This is a genomic window from uncultured Psychroserpens sp. (assembly GCF_947492715.1).
GTDB lineage: Bacteria > Bacteroidota > Bacteroidia > Flavobacteriales > Flavobacteriaceae > Psychroserpens.
In genome coordinates this window covers 18,127-42,863 of record NZ_CANLNS010000004.1, presented here as the reverse complement: position 1 = coordinate 42,863, position 24,737 = coordinate 18,127, and the positions used below count along the sequence as shown (strand labels likewise).

Below are 24,737 nucleotides of genomic sequence, written 5' to 3'. Positions count from 1 at the left end.
GTTATTTTTTATTTTCTAAAAAAGGTTGCTTCAAATGTAGTACTATTTCCAACATTATCCGTAACAATTATTTTAAGGTTATTTTCGGTCTCTGTATTAATGTTATCGCCAAAGTCATAAGTTAACGTATCTTTTTTGTAATCATACTCCATTAAAATCCATTTTCCATTGATGGTGGCTCTATAGTTACTAATACCAGAAAGATCGTCGTCAATTTTTACTTTAAGGTAATTAAGTTTACTCAACCATTTGCCATCTTGAAAATTTTTAGGTTTAATGGTGGGACCAATAGTATCTCTTGCTAAAGCAAAGGTTCCTAATGATTTTGTTCTGGCTGATAATTTATCACCAAGACGTTTTGTACTTATATAACTTGGATTTTTGTAATAACCGTATAATTTGGCAATAAATAATTTGTCTTTATCTTCATCGCTATAGTTGCTAATGTCATAAGTAATGGTATAGCTTTTCATTAGCGGCACAATGTCTTTGTGTAAATTTAAGGTATCACTATCGATTCCAAAATCAATATAGAAATCTTCATAAAACGTTTTATTAGGAAAATAGACAGCGACATTTCCGTCTTCTAATTCATTGATTTGATCTGCTTGAATGTAATGATTAGGTTTTAATTCTGGCGCTTCTAAAACCTCCTTAGCTGGTCGCCCTTTAATAGGAATCGACAACCAAGATTCATTACCCTTAAAATCTCTAACACGCACTTTATAAACCGTATTTGTACTGTCTTCCACTGTTACATACCCATTATTATCAACATCTTTTAACATGCTAAGGCTGTTGCCAGATTGGACGAATAGTTTTTGTATTCTAGATTTTTTTTCTTTGTAGACTTCGAAATCAATAAAACGGTTGATGTGTTTTGACTCGGCAAAACTAAATCGTTTGAAATCCATTTCGAAATTTTTATTACCATTATAAAAGGTTTGGATGTTGCTTATGCCATTTTTATTATTTGCTAAATCCTGTTTATCGTAACTCACAATACCAAATCCTATGTCGCCTAAGGCTTCGACTGGTTCTGTGCTGTAATCGCCATTTTTATGAGGAATTAACCGTAGTTCTTTTCGCTTTTTATGATCATCTACATGAGCGTTTTCGTTTTTAGTATAAGCGTGCACAGCCAAAATGAAAGGCGTTCTCGTATCTTTAATATCTATACCAAATAGAAGCGGATTAATTGGGCGTTCTTCATTATCCCGAATTTCAAAATGCAAGTGCGGACCTCCAGAACCTCCGGTGTTTCCAGAAAAAGCAACAACCTCATCTGGAGAAATAGGCAATTCATCTACTGATGGAAACATCTCAACTTCATAACTTTCTTTTTCGTATTGACACGCCTTTATATATTTCTGAATTTTAGGAGAAAACTTATCTAAGTGGGCGTAAACACTCACATAGCCATTTGGATGTGTAATATACAGGGCTTTACCGTAACCATAATGAGACACCTTGATGCGACTCACATAGCCTTGAGCGGCAGCGTATACTTTTAAACCTGTACGTTGTTGTGTTTTAATATCTAGTCCAGAATGAAAATGATTTGAACGGAGTTCTGCAAAGGTACCAGAAAGAACAAGGGTTATGTCTAATGGGTTTCTAAAATAATCTTGTGGATATGGGTTTTGGGCCTGTCCGAAAGAAAATGTAATAACAAAAGAAAGTAATATTAGGTATTTCATAAGTGCTTTTTTACGCTGGTGATTATATAACGTAAAAATATTGATTAAAATTGAATATAGAAAATATTCTATAAATGCTATTTTTCTATTTGCCAGTGAATATCTGAAAAAAAGTGAAAATAATAAACAAAAACTTGTAAAAAAGGTGTGATGCTCAATTCTAAATTGTTAACCATTAGGCATTATCACTAAAGAAGTTCTATAAATTTCAAAATTAATAGAAAAACAATTGCGATTTTTCACATAGTATGTTAACTTTGTTACATCAGTATTGAAATTTGTAAATGAGTAAAATTGAAGATATTGTAGATTCTTTAGAGAACAAAATCAGTAAAGTTTTGCATAAACTTGAAGTTTTAAAGCAAACTAATGCTAAGATTTCCGAAGAATTAGCAATACAACAACAAAAGAATATCCAACAACAAGAAGAATTAAGTTCTTGGGTAGAAAAATACGAATCACTCAAAATGGCAAATTCATTACTGGGCAGTGACGAGAATAACAGAGAAACAAAGCTCAAAATAAACACATTAATTAGAGATATTGATCATTGTATTGCGCAATTATCTGAGTAATGTAAACGACGTAAAATGGCAGAACAGCTTAAAATAAAGCTATCTATAGCAAATAGAGTATACCCTCTAACGATTGCGCCAAGCCAGGAAGAAGGATTGCGTAAAGCGGCAAAAAAGATTGAAGCCATGATTAGTCAGTTTGAGCAAAACTATTCTGTGAGAGATAAACAAGATGTTTTAGCCATGTGTGCTTTGCAGTTTGCATCTCAAGTAGAACAGAAAACAATAGATAAAGCCAATGTAAGTGAAGAAGTTGAAGAAAAGCTCAATGCTTTAAATCAATTACTTCACGAACATATAAGTGCGTAACGTTCTTTAAAATAAACAATAGGTTACTGCCTACATTAGTTATTTATTTTTGATAAACTCAACGTTAATTCTTTAAAAAGGGTGAGTTGAAGTTGTAAAACCGTGCTGCTAATATTATGTATTTAATATTTGGGCAGATTTTTGATCAGCTTGTTAGCCCTAAACTTGTTTTTAAGGAGTTTATACAGAATCCAAAACTGATGTAGGCTTTTTTTATATATAAACACTAACTAAACATGGATACGAATACAATTTTAATGATTGTTGGAGGCGTAGTACTGGGCATAGTACTAGGATATATTATAGCAAAAACATTAGAGAAAAATAATGCTTCGAAACTTATAAAAAATGCGAAATCTGAGGCGAATTCAATTTTAAAAAGCGCCAAGAATGATGGAGAAACTATCAAAAAAGATAAAATTCTTCAGGCGAAAGAAAAATTTATTGAGCTTAAGGCAGAACATGAGAAAGTAATTTTGTCTCGCGACAAAAAAATGGCTGAAGCCGAAAAAAGAACTAGAGACAAGGAGTCGCAGATATCGAGTGAATTAGCTAAAAACAAGAAGGCAAATCAATCTTTAGATGATAAAATAAAAGACTACAATTTTAGACTAGAGTTCCTTGAAAAAAAGAAAGACGAGGTAGAAAAAGCGCATAAAAGCCAAATCAAACAACTTGAAGTTATTTCTGGTTTATCTGCCGAAGATGCAAAATCTCAATTGGTGGAATCTCTCAAAGGTGAGGCTAAAACCGATGCGATGAGCTATATTCAGGATACTCTTGAGGAAGCCAAGTTAACGGCACAACAAGAGGCTAAGAAAGTCATAATTAATACAATTCAGCGTATAGGTACGGAAGAAGCGATAGACAATTGCGTTTCTGTATTTAATATCGAATCTGATGATGTTAAAGGTCGTATCATTGGTCGAGAAGGTCGTAATATTCGTGCTATCGAAGCCGCAACTGGTGTAGAAATTATTGTTGATGATACGCCAGAAGCTATTATTTTGTCATGCTTTGATTCTGTAAGAAGGGAAGTAGCCCGTCTATCACTCCACAAATTAGTGACTGATGGAAGAATACATCCTGCACGAATTGAAGAAATTGTTAGAAAAACACAAAAACAAATTGAACAAGAAATAGCCGAAGTTGGTAAACGTACTGTAATTGATTTAGGAATTCATGGATTACATCCAGAATTGATTAAAATGGTTGGGCGTATGAAGTATCGTTCGTCTTATGGCCAAAACTTATTACAGCATTCACGTGAAGTAGCAAAACTTTGTGGTGTTATGGCTGCCGAATTAGGACTAAATCCAAAGCTAGCAAAACGAGCTGGTTTATTACATGATATAGGAAAGGTACCGTCGTCTGAGGCAGACATGGAAACTCCACATGCTATTTTAGGAATGCAATGGGCAGAAAAGCACGGAGAAAAACCTGAAGTATGTAATGCTATTGGAGCCCACCATGATGAAATAGAGATGACCACATTATTATCGCCTATTGTTCAAGTTTGTGATGCTATATCTGGAGCAAGGCCTGGAGCAAGACGTCAAGTATTGGACTCTTATATTCAACGTCTTAAAGATCTTGAAGAAGTGGCATTTGGATTTAGCGGTGTTAATAAGGCTTATGCTATTCAGGCAGGACGTGAATTACGCGTTATGGTAGAAAGCGAAAAAGTTTCAGATGAACAGGCAGCGAATTTATCTTTTGAGATTTCTCAGAAGATTCAAACAGATATGACCTATCCTGGTCAGGTTAAAGTGACCGTAATTAGAGAGACTAGAGCTGTAAATATTGCAAAATAAATGCATACAGTTATATTATAAATAAAGCACTCTACATAGAGTGCTTTATTTTTTTAAACTGTAGAATGAACGTTGTGCCTACGTTGAGTTCACTTTCTACTTCGATGGTTCCGCCAAGAGCCTCGACCTGAGTTTTTGTAATGTACAATCCGACACCACGAGAATCATCTCTGTTTGTGCCATGAAATGTTTGATACATCTCGAAGATTTGGTTTTTAAACTTGTCTATATCAATTCCGATACCATTGTCGGATACCAAAATTTTTAAAGCATCCTTGGTATGCATCGTTTGCAAAATCACTTTTGATTTACGATTTGGATGTTTGTATTTTATCCCATTGGAGATGAGATTATAAATGACACTTTCTAAATAAGATCTATTTGCGACTAAATAATCATCCTTTCTTATAGAATTAAAAAGTGCTACTTCATTATTTGCACTTTCAATTTCTAAACTATCAATTACTTTTTCGGCACAATTGAAAATGTTTACGCGTTCATTGAGTTCATTTGTATTTGATTTTGATTTGATACTTATGATATCGTCTAAATCAACAATAGTAGATGTTAAGGCTTCTGAAATTGTATTTAAATGCGTAATAAGTTCTTGTTTTTCAATTTCAGATTCTGCTTCATCGTAAAACTCCAGTATATTTTTGAAGTTACCAATATGAGTTTTTAAGTTATGTGAAACAATATGTGTGAAATTGTGAAGGCGTTTGTTCTGGCTTGTAATTAGCTGAAGGTTTTTTTCAGATTGCTCATCCCTCTTTTTTCTGTATGTGATATCTGTGTGAGTCCCAATGATGCGGATAGGTTTCCCATTCTTGTCCCTGTCTACAACTTTACCCTTATCTAAAATCCATTTATACTTACCATCCTTGCATAAAATACGATGCTCATTTCTATAAGTATCCAACTTACCGTTAATATGCAGATTGAAATCTTTAAAATAAGTTTCTTTGTCTTCAGGATGAACTCTACGATTCCATTCCATTGCAGAATTGGTCAATTCATGGTCGTCATAACCCAATATTTGCTTAGATTCTTTAGAATAAAAAACTTTATCTGTTCTTGAGTCCCAATCCCATACGCCAACATGAGAATTTTCTAAGGCTATTTGCCATTTTAATTCTTCTGTCGAAATTTTAGGAGACGTCTTTTTATTAGATTTAGAACCTATTATTTTTTTCCATAGCATTTTCATAGGTGCAATTTTAAATTAAGACACCATAGTTTTAAAAATGTCACTATTATCTTACACAAATTACTGCCTTGGGTGATATGACATTAAAACGTCTTTTAGGTGTGAGCGATCAACATGCATATAAATCTCTGTTGTGGTTATACTTTCATGACCAAGCATAAGTTGTATGGCTCTTAAATCGGCACCATTTTCTAGTAGGTGCGTGGCAAATGAGTGCCTAAACGTGTGAGGTGAAATGGTCTTGTTTAAATTGATGGCTTTTGCAAGGTTTTTAATGATTGTGAAAATCATAGCTCTAGTGAGTTGCTTACCTCTATTATTAAGAAATAAGGTGTCTTTGTAGTCCTTGTCGATATTAATATGCGCTCTAATGTCTTTCCAAATCGCAATATAGTTTTGTGTGTTAGAGCCTATTGGGACAAAGCGTTGCTTATTGCCTTTTCCAGTAACTTTTATGAAACCTTCATCAAAAAATAAATCCGATATTTTTAAATTAATGAGCTCACTAACTCTTAACCCACAACTGTATAATGTTTCTAGGATGGCCCTATTGCGTTCTCCAATTCTTACATTATTAAACTCTCTTGTTAAATCAATGGCATTAATAAGCGCATCTATCTCATCAATAGAAAGCGTATCCGGTAGTTTTCTACCAATTTTTGGAGATTCAATATGATCTAAAGGATTAGTCGTTCTGTAATCTTCAAATACGAGGTAACCAAAAAAACTTCTTAGTCCTGAGATTAATCGAGATTGAGATCTAGAATTTAGTTGTCTTGAAACTTCATAAATAAATGATTGAATAGTTTCGTAATCAATCTTTACAGGAGAAATTGTTATGTTGTTGACATCTAGATAGTTGATTAGTTTTTGGACATCTAATTCATAATTGGCAATAGAATTAGCAGATAAACCTCTTTCTATTTTTAAATAGTATTTATAATCGCTAAGCGCGGCCTGCCATTTCATGAGATTAATTTGATGTTTTCAATAGAATTATAATGCTAAAAATACTGCAAAATATTAATTTAAGAGTGCAATAATTACGGTTTAATTTATCGGATAAAAAATAAATTGTTAATAACTGTATTCTTTAAACACCTGACAATTAGCATACTGTGTTGAAATGTTTATAAAATTGTTGATAACATCAATATTTTTGTTTAATACCGAAAAGAAAAGTAATTAATTTGATTCTATCAATTTTAAAACATAAAATATTATGAAAAAATTAATGTTATTAACTGTTGTTGCAGTTTTTGGATTAACGAGCGGATTTGCTCAAAGTTACAGTGCAGGTGTTACCGTAGGTCTTCCTATAGGTGATGCGGGTGATTTGTATACGTTTAACGTAGGAATAGATTTGGACGCACTCTGGGACATATCTGAAGAGTTTGAGGCAGGTGTTGCTACTGGCTATAACCATTCTGTTTTGGATTCGGATCTTAACGGAGACGATTTCCAATACATTCCTTTAGCTGGTGCTGCAAGGTATAGCGCTTCAGATGATTTTGTATTAGGAGCAGATCTTGGATATGCAATTGCAGTAGGCGATGGAGATGGAGGTTTTTATTATCGTCCGATGGTTGGGTATAACGTATCTGAAAATACACAGATAACGGCCTCTTATAGAGGTATTAGTGTTGATGGAGGTAGCTTTTCAACCGTTAATTTGGGTGTGAATTTCGGTTTGTAACCTAAGTATAGTTTAGTAAAAAGGAAGTCTTAGGGCTTCCTTTTTTTATCAATAATCCGTTGAAATACATGATATTATCGATGAAATGCGTTAATTTATGTGTTTTTTCTTGTAGGAATTAAAATTATCTTCTATGTTTGCCGACCAAATAAAATTAAAACCAAATTATTTAAACTTAACAATTATGAAAAAATTATTACTAATGACTGCAGTTGCAGTTTTCGGATTTTCAAACGTAAACGCTCAAGATGAAAACACTACTGGTGGTTTTGAAAAAGGAGATGTTTATGTTTCTGGTACAGTTGGGTACAACAGTACAAAAGAAGGAGATTTTAAAACAAACAGATTTGATTTTATGCCAACTGTAGGTTATTTTGTTAGCGAAAACATAGCTTTAGAGGCTAACTTAATTATTGGTTCATCGGAAGATGCTGATGATGATAAAACATCAACTTTTGGTGCAGGGTTAGGAGCAACTTATTTCTTTACACCAGCTAGCCAATTTTCGTTTACTGTAGGAGCAGGAGTTGCTTATACAAATGCCAAGTTTGAGCCAAATGGAGGTACAGAGACTAAAGTGAATGCATTTGCTATCGCTGTAGCCCCTGGTCTTAACTATTTCGTATCAGATTGTTTTGCTTTAAGAGCATCTATTGGAGCCTTATCATATGCAAGCGCTAAACCAGATGTAGATGGAGCAGAATCTGCTAATGCTTTTGGTTTAAACTTAGATTTATCTGATATTAATTTTGGAGTAACTTATAAATTCTAATTAACTAACATCATATCATAAAAACCGAGGTTCAATACCCTCGGTTTTTTTTATATCATAATTCTAAAAATTTTACGATGTTTTACACAATTCTTTGTAAGTAAAATCTTAGATTAGTAGCCTAACAATAAACTTTAAATCTAATATGAAAAAATTAATTGTATGCACTGCCCTCTTAATATCAGGCGTGTTTAATATGTACGCTCAATCTGATAAAGGTGATTTTGAACTTGGTGTAGGCTTGGGGTTAAACCTTTCTAATGTTGTCGTTGGATCTAGTGCCGAAAATAGCACGAATTCTAAAATAGGCGTTAACTTTGGTGTTTCAGGAGAGTATTATTTTTCTAATCGCTGGGGAATCAAGGCAGAACTTCTGTATGACTCAAAAGGTTGGGGTGATGGTTTTTTTGAAAATGAGAATACCAATGAGTCGTATACCACAGATTATAATGTTAATTACCTTACTGTGCCTGTAATGGCTAATTGGCATTTTGGTTCTACCAGAAGATGGTATTTAAATTTTGGTCCATATATTGGGTTTGTTCTAAACGCTGAAGAAGACAGAGGTGGGACAGATGTCAAGGACGCTTTTAATTCAACAGATTTTGGAATTGCTCTTGGAATTGGCCATAAATTTGATATTGCCGAAAACACAAAACTGTTTGTAGAGTATGATGCCCAATCGGGTCTATCTGATATTTTTGCCAATAACCTTGGCTCTTCAGTACGAAATGGTAGAAGCAGTTTTAATGTTGGTCTTATTTTTACTAATCTCTAGTAAACTCTTAAATACAGCTAAAGCCGAAGTGATATGCTTCGGTTTTTTTGTGCCCAAATTTTAATATCTTTACTCTATGAAAAAACTCATCATCATTAATGGGCCTAATCTAAATTTGTTAGGAAAACGCGAAATCAACATCTATGGTAATTTATCATTTAGTGACTTTTTTGAGCGTATCACTAATAAGTATCCAAATGTGACCTTGGAACATTATCAATCTAATGTTGAAGGTGAACTTATAGATAAAATTCAGGAGGTAGGTTATCATTATGATGGAATTATTTTAAACGCTGCTGCCTATACACATACTTCAATTGGTATTGGTGATGCTGTAAAAGCAATAAGCACTCCAGTAATTGAAGTACATATTTCTAATACGTTTTCTAGGGAAGAATTTAGACACAAATCTTATATCTCTCCTAATGCAAGAGGTGTTGTTTTAGGTTTTGGGTTGCAAAGTTATGAACTTGCAATTCAAAGTTTTTTAGATTGAAATTAACTTAGAAGATTTTAAATAATCCTATGAAAAAGATTGTATTTATTGTTCTTAGTGCTTTAGTTTCTAACTTTTATGCCTCATCACAGTCTAATGTTGAATTTGGTGTGAAGGGTGGATTAAACCTTACTTTTTTTAAGGTGAAAGAGGCTGAGTTTGGAAATACAATAGACACGGAAACTGGATTTTATGGCGGTATTTTTGCCGATTTTGATATAGATAATACGGTGTCGTTACAGCCTGAATTGTTGTATATAAATTTGAGCGATTTTAAGTTTTTAAACGCACCAATTTATGCTAAGTTTAAGCTGTCTCAGCGATTATACTTTATGGCAGGTCCAAGTTTAAACTATTTTTTCGATTTTTTTACAAACAAATTCAAGGTACGAGGAGACATCGCAACTGCATTTAATATTACCGAGTCCTTTGATCTTCATATGAAGTTTGTCGTTGGTTTTACAGAGGTTTCACCAAATGGACTCTTCCTTGGGGCTGGATATAAATTCTAAAAAAAAAATGCGATTCATTTTAGAATCGCATTTTTTTTAATCATATAGTATTTTACAAGTGAATCACTTCATCATAGGCATCTGCTACAGCTTCCATAACGGCCTCACTCATAGTTGGGTGCGGGTGAATAGCTTTTAGTACTTCATGACCAGTAGTTTCAAGTTTACGACCTAAAACAGCTTCGGCAATCATATCGGTTACACCAGCTCCAATCATATGGCAGCCTAACCATTCGCCATATTTAGCATCAAAAATAACCTTTACAAACCCATCTTTATTTCCTCCAGCGCTAGCTTTACCTGAAGCCGAGAATGGAAACTTACCAACTTTTATATCGATACCTTGTTCTTTGGCTTGTTTTTCGGTTAATCCTACACTTGCAATTTCTGGAGAACAATATGTACAGCCTGGCACATTTCCGTAGTCAATAGCCTCAACATGCTGTCCAGCAATTTTTTCGACGCATAAAATACCTTCGGCTGAGGCAACATGAGCCAAAGCCTGACCAGGTGTAACATCTCCAATGGCATAATACCCAGGAATGTTAGTTTGATAATAATCATTAACTAAAATTTTATCACGATCAACAGCAATCCCTACATCTTCTAAACCAATATTTTCGATATTAGATTTTATACCAACCGCAGATAGGACTAAATCGGCTTCTAATATTTCTTCGCCTTTTTTAGTTTTAACAGTGGCTTTAACCCCTGTTCCAGACGTATCAACTTTAGTGACTTCTGAAGAGGTCATAATCTTGATACCACTTTTCTTAAATGAACGTTCTAATTGCTTAGAAACATCTTCATCTTCAACAGGAACTACATTTGGTAAATATTCAACAATAGTAACTTCTGTACCAATAGAATTGTAGAAATATGCAAATTCTACACCAATGGCACCAGAACCTACAACAATCATTTTCTTAGGTTGTTTTTCTAAAGTCATGGCCTCTCTATAACCAATTACTTTTTTACCATCTTGTGGTAAACTAGGTAATTCACGAGAGCGTGCACCAGTAGCAATGATAATATGATCTGCGCTATAGTCTTTGCCATCAACCTCAACTTTCTTTCTTGTTTTTAGTGTGCCATAGCCCTTAATAACATCAATTTTGTTTTTCTTCATTAAAAACTGAACACCCTTACTCATTCCTTCTGCAACACCACGACTACGTTTAACAACGGCATCAAAATCATGACCAGCATCTTTTACTGTAAGTCCGTAATCTTCGGCATGTTTTAAATATTCAAAAACTTGTGCAGATTTAAGTAAAGCTTTGGTTGGTATACAACCCCAATTTAGGCAAACACCTCCTAAACTTTCTTTTTCTACAATAGCTGTTTTAAAGCCTAGCTGCGAGGCTCTAATTGCTGTTACGTAGCCTCCAGGACCACTACCAAGTACTATAATATCGTATTTACTCATGAGTCTATTTTTGTCTAAATTTTAAGGTTACGAAGTTACAAAACCTAATCGTAATATTAAAGGTCATCTGTAAAATGTCTACGACCTTTTTCTTTACTGAATTTTTCTTGGTTGTAAGTACTAGATTTTCCTTTTGGAATTGACAATGACATCCAGTCTTTTCCTTTGAGGAGTTTGCCCAAAAAGACAAGCTGTCCTATATGATATGAGTAATGAGCCAATTGTCTGTTTATGGCTTCTGTGACCGTATGCCCTTGGTTTCTTATATAAATGATTTGCTCTAAGTTCGAATGAGACAATGGTCTTATGGCATCAAATAAACATGCCCATCCTTTATTCCAATACTGTTTTAATTCTTCTTTGGTTTGAAACGTATCTTCAAATTCGCTATCACGATGCCTCCATGCCTTTTCGCCATCTTCGATAAGAAAATTAGTCCATCGACTCAGCATATTACCAACAATATGTTTTACTATTATAGCGATAGAATTTGAATCTTCTACAAACTCGTGTTGTAGTTCTTTAAAAGAAAGCTGATCCATTGTTTTATCACCTAAGGACTTATAGTACTCAAATTGTTTAAGCGTACTACTTAAATAAGAATGTTCCATAATAATTGATTTTGTTCCATAAAAATAGCGATACAAAATCTTTAGAACTATATATTGCTATAGTTAGATTTTATATCGCTATAAGTATGTGAATTATTAATCTATTTCTCCGGAACGAACGTTAGAGCATCTCCATTAATGCAATGACGTTTTCCTGTGGTTTTTCTTGGGCCATCATTAAATACGTGCCCTAAATGCCCACCACAAGTGGCACAATGTTCTTCATGTCTTGCGTATCCTAAATTGTAATCTACAGAATATTCTACATTGCCCTCAATTTCTCGGTCAAAACTAGGCCATCCTGTACCAGAATCAAACTTGTGTTCACTTTTAAATAAAGCCGTGTTACATCCTGCGCAATGAAAGGTGCCTTTTCTATATTCTTTATTAAGCGGACTAGAGAAAGAACGTTCTGTACCAGCCTTTCTTAATACATAATATTGCTCGCTAGTTAGTTCTTTTTTCCACTCGGCGTCTGTTTTTGTCACTGGATATACTTTTGTCTCTTTGATATCCTTTTTTTGTGCAGAAGAGTTGCAACTAAAAAATAATGAAATCGTAAGTAATGCTAAAATCTTTTTCATGTTGTTAAATAAAGGTTTTTATTTTTTTTTATGTCGAAATAAAAAGTTTGAACTTACTATTATCAATAAAAATTGAATTTGATGTGACAAAATTCCATAGGTTTGTGTCATAATAAATAGAATCATTTTGTAAATTTAGCTTACACTTAAAATCTCTAAATTATGAACATTAAAAACAATATAGTTGTTATTGGTATTTTAGCATTATTTCTATCATGTACAACAAACCCATTTACAGGAAAAAAGACTTTGGCCTTAGTCCCAAATTCTCAGTTGTTTCCTACGGCTTTTGCGCAGTATGACCAGTTTTTAACTGAAAACAACGTCATTACTGGTACTGCCGATTCAGAAATGATTAAACGCGTTGGTCAGCGTATAGCTGTTGCCGCAGAACGTTGGTTAAATGCAAATGGACATCAAGGCTATTTAGAAGATTATAAATGGGAATACAATCTTGTAAATGATAAAACAGTAAATGCATGGTGTATGCCAGGTGGCAAAATTGTATTCTATACAGGAATCTTACCTATAGCACAAAACGAAACAGGCATTGCGGCAATTATGGGCCATGAAGTAGCGCATGCCTTGGCTAACCATGGACAACAGCGTATGAGTGCAGGAATGCTTCAGCAGTTAGGAGCTGTTGCTGGAAATGTGGCTATTAAAGATGAGCAAACACGAAATATTTTTAATCAGGCGTATGGTGTTGGAAGTAACGTAGGGGTAATGTTACCTTTTAGTAGAAGTCATGAAACGCAATCTGATGAGATAGGATTATACCTTATGGCGATCGCTGGATATAATCCCGATGAAGCCGCCGAATTATGGAAACGTATGAAAGCTAACAGTGGAGGACAAGCTCCGCCAGAATTCTTAAGCACACACCCTTCAAACGACACTAGGATTAGTAATTTACAGCAATGGGCACCAAAGGCCAGAGCTGAAGCCAAGAAGTTTGGAGTAGACTCATTTAGACCTTTAGGTAATTTTTAATTGTAAAGATTAAAAATTATAGTAATTTAGAAGCTGTCCAATAAAGGGCAGCTTTTTTAATTTTATAGTATGGCTAAACTAGAAAAGGGCAGTAAAAAACTGCTTAATGCTTGGGCTTTTTACGATTGGGCAAATTCTGTATACACTCTTACCATTGCATCATCTATATTTCCAATATTTTATTCGGCGTTATTTCTAGGTCAAGTAGAGAAAACAGTTCCCGCTTTTGGAATGGTTTTTAAGAGTACCGCATTAATTACCTACGTTACGGCTTTTACATTTCTAGTTGTAGCATTTACATCTCCAATCTTATCTGGTATTGCCGATTATGTAGGGAATAAGAAAAATTTCATGAAGTTTTTCTGCTATGTTGGTGGATTGGGCTGTATTGGATTGTATTTTTTTAGTATCAATAATATTCATTTAAGCCTTCTATTTTATTTTATGGGCTTAATTGGTTATTGGGGAAGTTTGGTTTTTTATAATTCGTATTTACCAGATATAGCTTTTCCTGAACAGCAAGATGCCATAAGTGCTAAAGGCTTTTCAATGGGATATATTGGGAGTGTTATTTTACTACTTTTAAATTTGGCTATGGTTATGAAACCAGACTGGTTTGGATTTGATATTAGTATCTCTGAAAGTTTAAAGGAAACTGGAACAGAGGCTCAAATTGCCGAGGCTTTAAAAGATGCAAAAGGTAGTGCGTCTATGGAAGCCATGCGTATTTCATTTGTAACGGTTGGATTGTGGTGGATTCTTTTTAGCCAATACACATTTTATATATTACCAAAAGGTGTTTCGAACGGACATAAAGTTACTAAGGCAGTTGTGTTTAATGGTCTTAAAGAACTAAAACTAGTTTGGAATCAATTAAAACAAAACTTGCGTTTAAAGCGTTATCTCGTTGCTTTTTTCGTATTTAGTATGGCAGTACAGACCATTATGCTAGTTGCCGTATACTTTGGAGAAGAAGAAATTGCATGGGGCAGTTCTGATGCCAAAACTCAAGGATTAATTGTGAGTATTTTGGTGATTCAGCTTGTAGCCATATTGGGAGCCGTTTTAACCTCTATAGCATCGTCGAAATTCGGAAATATTAAAACACTCATTGTTATCAATTTTATTTGGATGTCCTTATGTGTTTATGCCTATTTTATGGAAACTCCAGTTCAATTTTATATAGCGGCGTCTTTAGTTGGTCTCGTTATGGGAGGAATTCAAGCATTGGCACGATCGACATATTCTAAATTTTTACCCGAAACGGATGATACCACATCCTATTTCAGTTTTTATGATGTTGCCGAAAAGATTGGTATTGTAATTGGAATGGTGATTTTTGCAACAATCGACCAAATAACTGGTAGTATGCGTAACGCTATATTGTTTTTATTTATCTTCTTTTTTGTGGGTATTGTATTGTTATATCGTGTTCCAAAGGAAAACAAATAGTTAATATATAAGTTCCTTACTTTGAGGAACTTTTTTTTTATTAGGGCTCTTAAAATAAATTAGTATGTTTGTACAAACCCAATTTATTGTATTATGAAAAAATTACTTACTCTATTAATCTGCACTGTTGTATTTACATTTGTGTCTTGTGAAGATGAACCTCTTGAAGGTGATTTTGTAACTGGTGGCTTAACCTGTGAAACAGCTATTGCTAATACGGCTCAAGCTGCTTTAAATTTTTTAGGTGTAAATGATGATAATTATACACAATTATGTATCGCTTATCGTAATGCGTTAGAAGCGCAATTACAGGCATGTGGTGATGAAGACGGATCACTTCAAACAGCTATTGATGCGCTTGGCGATTGTACAAATGATGCAGAAGCTACTGAAGTTGAAGGCACTTGGTTGCTTACAGCATGGTTAGGAGAAGAACCAATAGACCTTAATAATGATGGAACGAGTAGTGCTAATTTTTTAGATGAAATGGACTGCTATAATAACGAGACTATAGTTTTTAATAATGATGGTACAGGAGTAGCGATGAGTACATCTTTTGCTGAGATTACTTTTGAAATTGTTGTTGGAACTACAGATGAGTATTCATATACAATTGATTGTATTGATGAAGTTGAAAATACTAATATGACTTGGATACAATCTGGAAATACAATATCGATTACTGATGCCTTTGGAACAACAGATTGGACATTAAGTGGCAACGAATTGTCAATTACAATTCCAGAAGGTTTTGGAACTTCAAATGAAGATGGAACTGTAATTATTACACAAGATTTAACTTTAGTATATACGAAGCAATGATATAAACCTCATACATAAAAAAAAGCCACTAAACTTAAACGTTAGTGGCTTTTTTTATAACTTGTACTAACTAGTTTTCGATACTACCAGATCCAGATACCTTTGTATCTTCCTTTGTAGGATTTCCTCTATATTCTATATCACCAGACCCAGTAACTCTTGCTTTAAAGTTTCCGTTACAAACTACTTCAGCATCACCAGACCCAGTCACAGCAACGTCTGTATTAGTAGCATTGAGATTAAAACCATGAAAATCTCCAGAACCTGTAACTCCAGCCTTTAAATCGGTTGTAGAACCTTTAAGCGTAAGATCACCAGACCCAGTAACTTTACCAGCTACATACTTTGTTTGCACATCTAATACAACATCTCCTGAACCTGAAAGCGACACCTCTAGATTATCTGATGTTATCTTATCTTCATTCCATAAATCTCCTGAACCAGATAATGATACTTTATCAAGATCTTTAAATGGGATGGTAATTTTAATCGTTTTGTTTCTACTTGGGTCTAAATTTTTACCCTTTTGAGTTTTAATAACCAGTTTTCCGTTTTTCACTTCTGTAACTATATATTCTAAGAGATTTGATTCTCCTTCTAATGTGATTTTTCCTTCAGTTCCAGCAACGAGGATATAATCAAAACTTCCAGCACATTTTACAACATCGTAATCCGAAGTTGATCGTGTTACTGTTGTTACGTTTCCGTTGCCTTTTATTTTTTTCCATTGTGCTTGAGAGACCGTAAAGCTCAATAAAGCTGCTATTATTAATATTGAATGTTTCATTGTTCTAAATTTTATTGTGTTGTGTTTAATTTCTTTTAAATGTGACGCTACCATATTCAGATTTAATTCTTATCATATTTCCGCTATTGGCATTCCCATGGTAACCTTGGTAATACTTGTCTGATGATTCGATACGTTTCTTAGTAAATTCGAAATCACTAGCATCGCGTAATGAAGCATATTCTAAATCAATATCAAAACTAAAATTATAATCAGGAGCGTAGCCTATAGTGATGCCATTATAATCGGATTCGATATCTATGTTTCCAGCATTTGCTGCCATTTTTTCAATTTTGATAGAACCATAATCTGCCTTAATACCTACGTTTTTATAAATAGTCCCCAATCTTAAGGTTAGATAATCACCATTACCAACAACGTTGTTTGCGTTACCAATTTTTAATGAACCATAATCGCAGTTATAATTAATATCTTCAGCCAGCTCAATTTCAGACTTGGTATAATCGGCATTGATATCTAGATTTTTAGTTTTTCCCACTGTATAACCACTATAGTCTGCATTGATTTTTCCGCTATTAATGTATTCAAAGTAACAGTTGTTAGAATAATCAAACGATATAGAGTTATTGCTAGCCATAAGCCCTTTAGTCGTTATTTTTCCGTAGTCGCAACTAATATATGCACGTCCTTCTAGTTTGTCTAAATCAATACTTCCATAGTCATTATTAAGGTCAACGTTATTAGTTATTGGCATTTTAATAATGTAATTGATTTCCATATTTACATTGTTGTTTTTGCCCCAATTCCAAATAGACTTAGATTTGTTCTTGCTAAATTTTGTCTTTGCAGAAACCATAGAACTTGTTGCATTAAATTCTACATCAATATCGTCTAGTTTTTTCTGAACCTTCTCAAGATTATTACCATTGGTTTTGATTTTAACTTCAATTGAAATTGTAGAACCTTCATAGGTTGTAATGTTTATGTTTCCGTAACTATTATTAACTTTTAAAGTGGCATCCGAGCTTACAGAAAATTCTTTTTTAATAGTTTTTTCTTTGGTATGTTTTCCATTCCATTTATCATGGACATTATTTGCACATGAGATCGCCGGAATTAAAATAAAAGCGAATATTAACTTATATAGTAGTTGTGTTTTCATTTTGGTTGTTTTTAAATTTTTTAACTTCTTCTATGTGTTCTAAAACAGTTTCTAAAACGTTTATTCTATTTTGAAAATTGGAGATCATTGCATAGATAACACGTTGATCGTTTCCACTTTCGGTTAAATCTATTTTAAGTGATTCATATTCTTCCTCAAGAGTATTTATTTCTCTCATTGCGGTATAAATCATTTGTTCAGTTTCTGGAGTACGTTCTGCTTCTAATAAGGTTAATTCTTGCTCAATTGCTGACGTAAAAAAGGATTGTGTTTGAGATAATTCTGGAGATACACTCGCCAAATCCATTAACTCCGAATCTTGTTGTTGCATCACTGTGAAAATGCTAAAGCATATCAGTATTGATGCTGCAACTGCCAAAAGAGGTTTCCAATAACTGGTTGTTTTCTTAGGCTCACTTATTGCAACTGGATTGTTGAGTTGTTTAAGTTTACCTAAAAACCTGATTTCATGACCAGTGTTAGGCTGCTCCACATCAAAACTGTCCTCCAATGTTTCAAATAAGCTATTAATAGTATCTTTTTTCATAAGTTTATCCTTATCATTATTTATAGATTTCATACGTTAAAATTGAACCAGAGGCTCTAATTTTTGACGCAGACTTTCTTTTGCACGTGAAATCATCGTTCTGCAATTGGCAGATGAAATATTCATTATTTCACAGATTTCATCATAATCGTAACCTTCAATTAAATAGAGCGTTAAGCTCATTCTATAATTATCTTTTAGCGTCTTCATGGTCTCCAGAACCTGATTCGCTTTCAGATTATTAAATTCATAATCTTCGGTTACACCTGAGCAGTCTTCAACTTTATATAACACATCGTCTAAAGGCACATCTTGATATTTGCTACTTTTTTTGTAGTGATATATACTGTTATTGATAACAATTCGTTTTAACCAAGAACCAAATGTTTTAATCTCTTTAAGATTATCCAACTTTGTGAAAGCGGTTAAAAAGGAATCTTGCATGATGTCTTCGGCTTCAAAACTGTCTTTTACAATTCTGTGTGCCGTATTATACATCGCTTTGTAATATCTATTGTAGACCTCCATTTGCGCGTTCTGGTTGCCCGATTTGCAAAGCTGCAATAACTGCTCTATATTTTGATTGGTTAGTGTCAAAAAACAAATGCTTTTATATAGAGATGAAAACGCACTTTGTTTGTTACACTTTTGGTAAAAAAAGTTTTTAATATGTAAACACGTAATGGCATAACTATTGAAATTATATAAAGGTATATAATTGCTAACAACTCATAAGAACTTGATTTTCAGTGATTTCAGCAATTAACTTAATAAATATAAATCTATAGTTCTGTTGTTTTAATGACAGAATGACCAAAAAAATAATATGGCAAAGTCTAAATTTTTAAAGCTTGACAGTTTGTCATTTCAGGATTTTGATGAAAATTCAGAATTAATTCCTTTAATGACACCAGAAGATGAAGCAGAAATAAATAACGAGCTTCTCCCAGATTCATTACCAATTTTACCGCTACGTAATACCGTTTTGTTTCCTGGAGTTGTAATCCCAATTACTGCTGGAAGAGATAAATCAATTAAACTCATTAATGACGCCAATAGTGGAAGTAAAGTCATAGGTGTTGTTTCACAAAAAGATGAAATTGTAGAAGATCCTAATGCTAATGATATTTTCAAAAAAGGGACAGTTGCCCGTATTTTGAAAGTTCTTAAAATGCCAGATGGAAATACAACAATTATTATTCAAGGGAAGAAGCGTTTTGAAATTCAAGATGTCGTTTCTGAAGATCCATATCTTACGGCTACAGTTAAAGATGTTCCTGAAGCTAAACCTGCCACAGAAAATCAAGAGTTTACGGCAATTATAGATTCTATTAAGGATTTGTCTTTACAGATCATTAAGGATAGTCCTAACATTCCTACGGAAGCCTCTTTTGCGATTAAGAACATCGAAAGCAATTCGTTTTTAGTAAACTTTGTGTCTTCTAATATGAACCTTTCTGTAAAGGAGAAACAAGAGTTATTAGAGATTAATGATTTAAAGGAACGTGCCTTAGCAACTTTAAAGTACATGAATACAGAGCTCCAAAAATTGGAACTTAAAAATGATATTCAGTCTAAGGTTCAAAGTGATATGAACCAACAACAGCGTGAATATTTCCTACACCAACAAATGAAAACCATTCAAGAAGAACTTGGAGGAGGTGTATCGTCTGGTGAGGAGATAGAGGAGATGCGTCAACGTGCTAAGACTAAGAAATGGGACGATAAAGTAGCCGAACACTTTAATAAAGAGCTGGCGAAAATGCAACGTATGAATCCGCAAGTTGCCGAATACTCTATTCAACGCAATTATCTAGACTTATTTCTTGACCTACCATGGAATGAATTTAGCAAAGATAAATTCGATTTAAAACGTGCCATGAAAATCTTAGATCGTGATCATTATGGTTTAGACGATGTTAAAAAGAGAATCATTGAATATCTAGCAGTTTTAAAATTGCGAAATGATATGAAGTCTCCAATACTTTGTTTATATGGACCTCCTGGCGTTGGGAAAACCTCTCTTGGGAAATCGATAGCCGAGGCTTTAGGACGAGAGTATGTAAGAATGTCTTTGGGAGGTTTACGAGATGAAGCCGAAATACGAGGCCATCGAAAAACATATATTGGTGCAATGCCTGGCAGAATAATTCAAAGTTTGAAAAAGGCAGGAACCTCAAACCCTGTTTTTGTTTTGGATGAAATTGATAAACTTTCAAATACACACCAAGGAGACCCATCGTCGGCTTTACTTGAAGTATTAGATCCAGAACAAAATAGTGAGTTCTATGATAACTTCCTTGAAATGGGATTTGATTTGTCTAAGGTAATGTTTATTGCAACGTCTAATAGTTTAAATACCATTCAGCCAGCTTTAAGAGATCGTATGGAAATTATTAATGTTACTGGATATACTATAGAAGAGAAAGTAGAGATAGGGAAACGCCATTTGTTGCCTAAGCAATTAACAGAGCATGGATTGTCTGAAAAACACCTGAAAGTTGCAAAACCACAACTTGAAAAAGTGGTAGAAGGTTATACTAGAGAGTCTGGTGTTAGAGGATTAGAAAAACAAATAGCTAAACTTGTACGTCACGCGGCTAAGAATATTGCAATGGAAGAAGATTATAACATAAAAGTAACAAACGAAGATGTTATAGACGTGTTGGGAGCTCCGCGATTAGAACGTGATAAATATGAAAATAATAATGTTGCAGGAGTAGTGACAGGATTAGCTTGGACAAGCGTAGGAGGAGACATCTTATTTATTGAGTCCATACTATCTAAAGGAAAAGGGAACCTAACTATTACAGGTAACCTAGGAAAAGTGATGAAAGAATCGGCTACTATCGCTATGGAATATATAAAAGCCAATGCTGATGAATTTGGAATTGATTCTGAGGTTTTCGAAAACTATAATGTTCATATTCACGTCCCTGAAGGGGCGACTCCAAAAGATGGTCCTAGCGCAGGTGTGACTATGTTAACTTCTTTAGTATCTTTGTTTACACAGCGCAAAGTCAAAAATAGTTTGGCGATGACCGGTGAAATTACTTTAAGAGGTAAAGTGTTACCAGTTGGCGGTATCAAAGAAAAGATACTTGCCGCTAAGCGTGCCAGAATTAAAGAGATTTTGTTATGTGAAGATAACAAGCGTGATATTGATGAAATTAAGCCAGAATATTTAAAAGGGCTTACGTTTCATTATGTCAAAGACATGAGTGATGTCTTAAAGCTTGCACTAACAAATCAAAAAGTTAAAAATGCTAAAAAGCTTTAAATTAATAGTAACTGTTATTGTGCTTACAGCTTCAACTTTTGGAGCTGTTGCACAAACAGAAACTTATAAAGATGTTCTTCTCAACGGAAAGCCAGCTAAACTTAACACTAAAACAGGTGAAATTGTTTTGGTTGGTTCGAAGTCGGTACAATCAAAAGAATCAAAAAAAGATAGTACCGCCCAAAAAACTGAAATTCAATCTAATTTAATTACCAAGAATACTAAGACAGGAGTAAAAGATAGTACATTGGTAATTGTAACAAAAAGACCAGACACGCTAGCTGAGTATTTTAAAAATCAAAAGGTCGTTGTATACAATAATAGTCTACAAACAGAAAGAACTGTTTTTACCGCAACACGTTCAGATAGCATAACGACCACTAAAACTACTAATAAAACCCCGGAGCTTAGTACTTCAGAGAAGGCGCAAAAAGCAACTACCTTAGTATATGATACGTCTTCAAGCAGTACAGAAGATGATACCGATTCAGATTACCATATGGTGAAACGAGGAGAGACCTTATACGCTTTGTCTAAACAATATAATGTAAGTTTAGGAGAACTTAAGCGTGCTAATAATTTGGAAACAACACTTATAAAAATTGGTCAGAATTTAAGAGTGCGCAACTTGGACGAACTTTATAATACTAACATTTGGATTGTTTCAAAAGGAGACACTTTATATAGTATTGCAAAAAAGACTAATACGACTGTTGCAGCTATTAAAACCTTAAATGACTTACGTAGTAATTTGATTAAGGTTGGACAAAAACTACAGTTAAAATAGAATTCATTCGTTTTAAAAAAATAAAATAGACATATAGGCGTTTTAAGATAGATTTAGTTACTTTGCACACTTATATGCTAAAGAAAATTGCCACTATTTTTTGCCTGTTGATAACAACTACTTTTTTTGCCCAAGTAGGTGGCGAATCTACGTATCAATTTCTCAACTTAATCGCATCACCTCGACAAGCTGCTCTAGGAGGAAAGGTAATTACTAATTATGATTATGACGTCACTGGAGGATTATTTAATCCAGCAACTATAAATGCCGAAATGGATAATCAGTTGGCAATCAACTATTCTAGCTATTTAGGAGGCATTAGTTATGGGTCTGCGGCATATGCCTACACTTGGGATAGACATGTTCAAACTTTGCATGTTGGAATGACCTATATTAATTATGGAAGTTTTGATGGTTATGATCTTAATGGTGTCTCAACAGGAACATTTACGGGTAATGAAGCGGCATTATCGGCTGGATATGCTTATCAGATTCCATTTACTGATTTTTATTTGGGCGCTAATTTAAAACTCATTACGTCCAAATTAGAGCAATACAATTCTATTGGTGTGGCTACAGATTTAGGCGCCATGTATATCAATGAGCGTTTAGAGTTTCAAATGGCGCTAGTTGTTAGAAATCTTGGAACTCAAATTGTAACATATGCTGGTCAGAATGAAAAATTACCACTAGAAATTAATTTAGGTTTATCACAAACCTTAGAAAACATGCCGTTACGCTGGCATTTAACTTTTGAAAACTTGCAAGCTTGGCCAATTCGGTTTTCTAATCCTTCGAGAGCTACTACAGATTTGGACGGTAATCAAACACAAGAAAAGGTTGGTTTTTTAGGAGAATTATTACGACATACCATAATTGGTGCAGAGCTATTTCCTGATAGAGGTTTCAATATTAGAATGGCTTATAACTTTAGGAGAGCAGAAGAATTACGTATCTTAGAACAACGAAATTTTTCAGGATTATCATTTGGCGTAGGTATTAAACTTAATAAAACGCGATTTAGTTATACACATGCTAGGTATTCTGGTGCTAGTAATGCCAATTTTTTCGGGGTACAAATAGATTTAAGATAATGACCAAAATTACTATTGCCATAGATGGGTTTTCATCCACAGGAAAAAGTACTGTTGCGAAACGCTTAGCTAAAGCGTTGGGTTATGTATATGTAGATTCGGGAGCGATGTATCGTGCGGTAACATTATTTGCCATGCAAAATGGATTTATTGAAACAGATTGTTTTGATAGTGATGGCCTGATATCTCAATTAGAAAACATAGAGATTAGCTTTAAATTTAATGAGACCTTAGGTTTTGCCGAAGTTTACCTTAATGGAGAAAATGTAGAATCTAACATTAGAACACTAGAAGTATCTCAGTTTGTAAGTTTGGTTTCTACTGTTTCTGAAGTTAGAGAGCAATTAGTTAAGCAACAACAAGGTTTTGGAAAAGATAAAGGGGTAGTTATGGATGGCCGCGATATAGGAACCGTTGTATTTCCAGATGCTGAGTTGAAAGTATTTATGACAGCTTCAGCAAAAAAGCGTGCGCAACGACGTTATGAAGAACTTGTAGAAAGAGGTGATGATGTTTGTTATGACGATGTGCTTCAAAATGTCCAAACAAGAGATCGCATAGACTCTACAAGAGATGATTCGCCATTAGTGATGGCAGAAGATGCTATGAAGGTAGACAATTCTAATATGTCCCTTGAAGAGCAATTCCAAGTGGTTTTAGAACTTTCAGAAGAAAAAATAAAATTAAACCAAAAAAAAAGCGACACTAGGCCGCTTTAATTTTCGATATACCAAAAAGTCTATAAATTTGGAATAATTAATTCTTGATCTGGATAAATTAAATCAGGGTTCTTCAAGATATCACTGTTAGCAGCAAAGATGTCTTTGTACTTCATCGCATCACCATAATAGTGTGCTGCAATTTTACCCAAAGTTTCACCGCTTTGTACAGTATGTCTTGCATATACAGATTCATCTGCTACTGCAATGTCTGCCATAATATCACTAGGGTTGTCACCACCAGCGGCTTTGATTGCATCCCATAAAAGGTTTTTTTCGTATTGAGTTTTTGCTGTTCCAGTTACTTTTAATACGCCATTTTCTTCTTTCACATCACCATTTTCGATGTTTAATGATTCTCCTAGGTCTAATACACTTTGGTATTTTGATCTTACCATAATATTTATTTTTAATTTTAGTGTTAATACTATCGTAAATATACCAATTTATGTGCCAAAAATTAAAGCTCAATTGTAAGATTTTTTAACATTTTTACATTCTGAAATTCAAATGGTTAGACAATGTCATATTTATTTTGTTTTATAGTAAATAAAGCGTATTTTTGCACTCCTTTTAGCGAATCTTGGGAAGATAAAAGGAACAAGCAATTATAAATAATAACGCTTCTGTGTGTTATCGCTTAATTCTTT

General features: G+C 33.9%; 26 protein-coding genes and 1 other RNA gene. 16 read left to right on the top strand and 11 right to left on the bottom strand.

All coding sequences use genetic code 11. The annotated features are described in order from the left end of the window. Window positions 1-8: 8 nt before the first annotated feature. Window positions 9-1,700, bottom strand: a complete 1,692-nt coding sequence (locus tag Q0787_RS11345; protein ID WP_298902782.1) for a M23 family metallopeptidase — start codon at window positions 1,698-1,700, stop codon at window positions 9-11. A 284-nt stretch (window positions 1,701-1,984) separates the two neighbouring features. Between Q0787_RS11345 and Q0787_RS11340 the strand changes: the two genes are divergently transcribed. From Q0787_RS11340 to rny, 4 genes are all read left to right on the top strand, one after another. After that, window positions 1,985-2,275 (top strand): hypothetical protein, encoded by a 291-nt coding sequence (locus tag Q0787_RS11340; protein ID WP_298902781.1) that lies wholly within the window; start codon window positions 1,985-1,987, stop codon window positions 2,273-2,275. A gap of 15 nt (window positions 2,276-2,290) precedes the next feature. Then, window positions 2,291-2,584: a cell division protein ZapA gene (locus tag Q0787_RS11335; RefSeq protein ID WP_298902780.1), complete on the top strand. Its 294-nt coding sequence runs from the start codon at window positions 2,291-2,293 to the stop codon at window positions 2,582-2,584. Between the two features lie 56 nt (window positions 2,585-2,640). After that, window positions 2,641-2,766: non-coding RNA, 6S RNA (gene ssrS / locus Q0787_RS11330), on the top strand. Between the two features lie 54 nt (window positions 2,767-2,820). Further along, entirely contained in the window at window positions 2,821-4,398 is a 1,578-nt protein-coding gene (gene rny, locus Q0787_RS11325) for a ribonuclease Y (RefSeq protein ID WP_298902779.1), read from the top strand. Window positions 4,399-4,429: 31 nt separating this feature from the next. Here the strand turns inward: rny and Q0787_RS11320 are convergent, their stop codons facing one another. Further along, window positions 4,430-5,605: a PAS domain-containing sensor histidine kinase gene (locus Q0787_RS11320; RefSeq protein WP_298902778.1), complete on the bottom strand. Its 1,176-nt coding sequence runs from the start codon at window positions 5,603-5,605 to the stop codon at window positions 4,430-4,432. A gap of 60 nt (window positions 5,606-5,665) precedes the next feature. Beyond that, entirely contained in the window at window positions 5,666-6,574 is a 909-nt protein-coding gene (gene xerA / locus Q0787_RS11315; protein WP_298902777.1) for a site-specific tyrosine recombinase/integron integrase, read from the bottom strand. A 253-nt stretch (window positions 6,575-6,827) separates the two neighbouring features. On the opposite strand from xerA, the gene Q0787_RS11310 reads away from it, so the two are divergent. From Q0787_RS11310 to Q0787_RS11290, 5 genes are all read left to right on the top strand, one after another. Then, window positions 6,828-7,301, top strand: a complete 474-nt coding sequence (locus Q0787_RS11310; RefSeq protein WP_298902775.1) for a transporter — start codon at window positions 6,828-6,830, stop codon at window positions 7,299-7,301. Between the two features lie 184 nt (window positions 7,302-7,485). Then, window positions 7,486-8,073 carry an OmpW family outer membrane protein gene (locus tag Q0787_RS11305; protein ID WP_298902774.1) on the top strand — a complete coding sequence of 196 codons (588 nt, stop codon included), beginning with the start codon at window positions 7,486-7,488 and terminating at the stop codon, window positions 8,071-8,073. 145 nt (window positions 8,074-8,218) lie between these two features. Further along, window positions 8,219-8,851 (top strand): porin family protein, encoded by a 633-nt coding sequence (locus tag Q0787_RS11300; RefSeq protein ID WP_298902773.1) that lies wholly within the window; start codon window positions 8,219-8,221, stop codon window positions 8,849-8,851. A gap of 76 nt (window positions 8,852-8,927) precedes the next feature. After that, complete coding sequence (gene aroQ, locus Q0787_RS11295; RefSeq protein ID WP_298902771.1) at window positions 8,928-9,347, top strand: type II 3-dehydroquinate dehydratase; 420 nt, start codon at window positions 8,928-8,930, stop codon at window positions 9,345-9,347. Between the two features lie 29 nt (window positions 9,348-9,376). Further along, window positions 9,377-9,859 carry a hypothetical protein gene (locus Q0787_RS11290; protein ID WP_298902769.1) on the top strand — a complete coding sequence of 161 codons (483 nt, stop codon included), beginning with the start codon at window positions 9,377-9,379 and terminating at the stop codon, window positions 9,857-9,859. Between the two features lie 52 nt (window positions 9,860-9,911). On the opposite strand, the gene lpdA is transcribed toward Q0787_RS11290, so the two are convergent. The 3 genes from lpdA to msrB all read right to left on the bottom strand — a co-directional run bounded on the left by lpdA (window position 9,912) and on the right by msrB (window position 12,483). Continuing rightward, a complete protein-coding gene (gene lpdA, locus Q0787_RS11285; protein ID WP_298902768.1) occupies window positions 9,912-11,288 on the bottom strand; it encodes a dihydrolipoyl dehydrogenase in 1,377 nt (458 codons plus the stop codon). Between the two features lie 56 nt (window positions 11,289-11,344). Then, window positions 11,345-11,899, bottom strand: a complete 555-nt coding sequence (locus tag Q0787_RS11280; RefSeq protein WP_298902766.1) for a DUF1572 family protein — start codon at window positions 11,897-11,899, stop codon at window positions 11,345-11,347. Between the two features lie 101 nt (window positions 11,900-12,000). Next, the gene (msrB, locus tag Q0787_RS11275) at window positions 12,001-12,483 is read right to left on the bottom strand and encodes a peptide-methionine (R)-S-oxide reductase MsrB (RefSeq protein ID WP_298902765.1); all 483 of its coding nucleotides are present in this window, start codon (window positions 12,481-12,483) and stop codon (window positions 12,001-12,003) included. A gap of 162 nt (window positions 12,484-12,645) precedes the next feature. Between msrB and Q0787_RS11270 the strand changes: the two genes are divergently transcribed. The 3 genes from Q0787_RS11270 to Q0787_RS11260 all read left to right on the top strand — a co-directional run bounded on the left by Q0787_RS11270 (window position 12,646) and on the right by Q0787_RS11260 (window position 15,750). After that, on the top strand, window positions 12,646-13,476 hold the full coding sequence (locus Q0787_RS11270; protein WP_298902764.1) for a M48 family metallopeptidase: 831 nt from the start codon (window positions 12,646-12,648) through the stop codon (window positions 13,474-13,476). 69 nt (window positions 13,477-13,545) lie between these two features. Further along, window positions 13,546-14,928, top strand: coding sequence for an MFS transporter (locus tag Q0787_RS11265; protein ID WP_298902763.1), 1,383 nt, complete (start codon window positions 13,546-13,548; stop codon window positions 14,926-14,928). Between the two features lie 93 nt (window positions 14,929-15,021). Continuing rightward, a complete protein-coding gene (locus tag Q0787_RS11260) occupies window positions 15,022-15,750 on the top strand; it encodes a hypothetical protein (protein ID WP_298902762.1) in 729 nt (242 codons plus the stop codon). 70 nt (window positions 15,751-15,820) lie between these two features. On the opposite strand, the gene Q0787_RS11255 is transcribed toward Q0787_RS11260, so the two are convergent. Genes Q0787_RS11255 through Q0787_RS11240 form a run of 4 tightly spaced genes read right to left on the bottom strand, consistent with a single transcriptional unit; the run spans window position 15,821 to window position 18,804 of the window. After that, window positions 15,821-16,537: a head GIN domain-containing protein gene (locus Q0787_RS11255; RefSeq protein ID WP_298902761.1), complete on the bottom strand. Its 717-nt coding sequence runs from the start codon at window positions 16,535-16,537 to the stop codon at window positions 15,821-15,823. A 25-nt stretch (window positions 16,538-16,562) separates the two neighbouring features. Continuing rightward, window positions 16,563-17,660: a hypothetical protein gene (locus tag Q0787_RS11250; RefSeq protein WP_298902758.1), complete on the bottom strand. Its 1,098-nt coding sequence runs from the start codon at window positions 17,658-17,660 to the stop codon at window positions 16,563-16,565. Next, complete coding sequence (locus tag Q0787_RS11245) at window positions 17,638-18,240, bottom strand: hypothetical protein (protein ID WP_298902757.1); 603 nt, start codon at window positions 18,238-18,240, stop codon at window positions 17,638-17,640. Before Q0787_RS11245 ends, Q0787_RS11250 begins: the two co-directional genes overlap by 23 nt. A 3-nt stretch (window positions 18,241-18,243) precedes the next feature. Then, a complete protein-coding gene (locus Q0787_RS11240; protein ID WP_298902755.1) occupies window positions 18,244-18,804 on the bottom strand; it encodes an RNA polymerase sigma factor in 561 nt (186 codons plus the stop codon). 229 nt (window positions 18,805-19,033) lie between these two features. Between Q0787_RS11240 and lon the strand changes: the two genes are divergently transcribed. The 4 genes from lon (at window position 19,034) to cmk (ending at window position 24,087) form a co-directional block, all read left to right on the top strand. Then, window positions 19,034-21,487, top strand: coding sequence for an endopeptidase La (gene lon / locus Q0787_RS11235; protein WP_298902754.1), 2,454 nt, complete (start codon window positions 19,034-19,036; stop codon window positions 21,485-21,487). After that, window positions 21,471-22,274, top strand: coding sequence for a LysM peptidoglycan-binding domain-containing protein (locus Q0787_RS11230; RefSeq protein ID WP_298902753.1), 804 nt, complete (start codon window positions 21,471-21,473; stop codon window positions 22,272-22,274). The genes lon and Q0787_RS11230 overlap by 17 nt, the downstream gene beginning before the upstream one ends. Window positions 22,275-22,348: 74 nt before the next feature. Then, the gene (gene porQ, locus Q0787_RS11225; RefSeq protein WP_298902751.1) at window positions 22,349-23,368 is read left to right on the top strand and encodes a type IX secretion system protein PorQ; all 1,020 of its coding nucleotides are present in this window, start codon (window positions 22,349-22,351) and stop codon (window positions 23,366-23,368) included. Beyond that, on the top strand, window positions 23,368-24,087 hold the full coding sequence (gene cmk, locus Q0787_RS11220) for a (d)CMP kinase (protein ID WP_298902750.1): 720 nt from the start codon (window positions 23,368-23,370) through the stop codon (window positions 24,085-24,087). Before porQ ends, cmk begins: the two co-directional genes overlap by 1 nt. Window positions 24,088-24,107: 20 nt before the next feature. On the opposite strand, the gene Q0787_RS11215 is transcribed toward cmk, so the two are convergent. Continuing rightward, the gene (locus Q0787_RS11215; protein ID WP_298902748.1) at window positions 24,108-24,485 is read right to left on the bottom strand and encodes a LysM peptidoglycan-binding domain-containing protein; all 378 of its coding nucleotides are present in this window, start codon (window positions 24,483-24,485) and stop codon (window positions 24,108-24,110) included. Window positions 24,486-24,737 lie beyond the last annotated feature (252 nt).